Source organism: Ectobacillus antri (assembly GCF_003852715.1).
Lineage (GTDB): Bacteria > Bacillota > Bacilli > Bacillales > Bacillaceae_G > Ectobacillus > Ectobacillus antri.
In genome coordinates, this window is record NZ_RIAV01000074.1 from 1 (window position 1) to 503 (window position 503).

General features: G+C 35.6%; 1 protein-coding gene. It reads left to right on the forward strand.

Annotated elements, in window-relative coordinates:
* Window positions 1–58 precede the first annotated feature (58 nt).
* Window positions 59–503, forward strand: a 445-nt coding sequence (locus EEJ45_RS18225) for an ATP-binding protein (RefSeq protein WP_164464358.1), incomplete at its 3' end; no start/stop codon positions are given.

The window sequence follows — 503 nt, forward strand, 5'->3', positions numbered from 1 at the left end:
CCGATATTGATACATTAGCGAAGAATAATTTAAAGACAATCGGGGAGGCGTATGAAACATGATACCGCAAACAAATTATCAACAATTAGTTCGTAACCTTGCATATTTGAAACTGAAGCAAATGACAATACATTTAGATGAAGTCGTAGACTTCAGTTTACACAATCAACTTTCTTTTGTAGACACGCTTATTAAGTTAACGAACTATGAAATTGATGTCCGCGAACAAAATATGATTCATGCGATGGTAAAGGTAGGTGCATTTCCTCACTTAAAAGAAATCAAAGATTTTGATTTTACGTTCCAACCGTCCATTAACCAGCAACAGATTCAAGATTTTTTAAGCCTTCGGTTCATTGAGGGGAACGAAAACATCGTTTTCCTTGGTCCAAGTGGTGTGGGCAAAACTCATTTAGCGACAGGAATTGGTATCGCAGCTGCGAAAAAAAGAACAAGTACGTATTTTATAAAATGTCATGACCTCATTCAAAATTTAAAGAAAG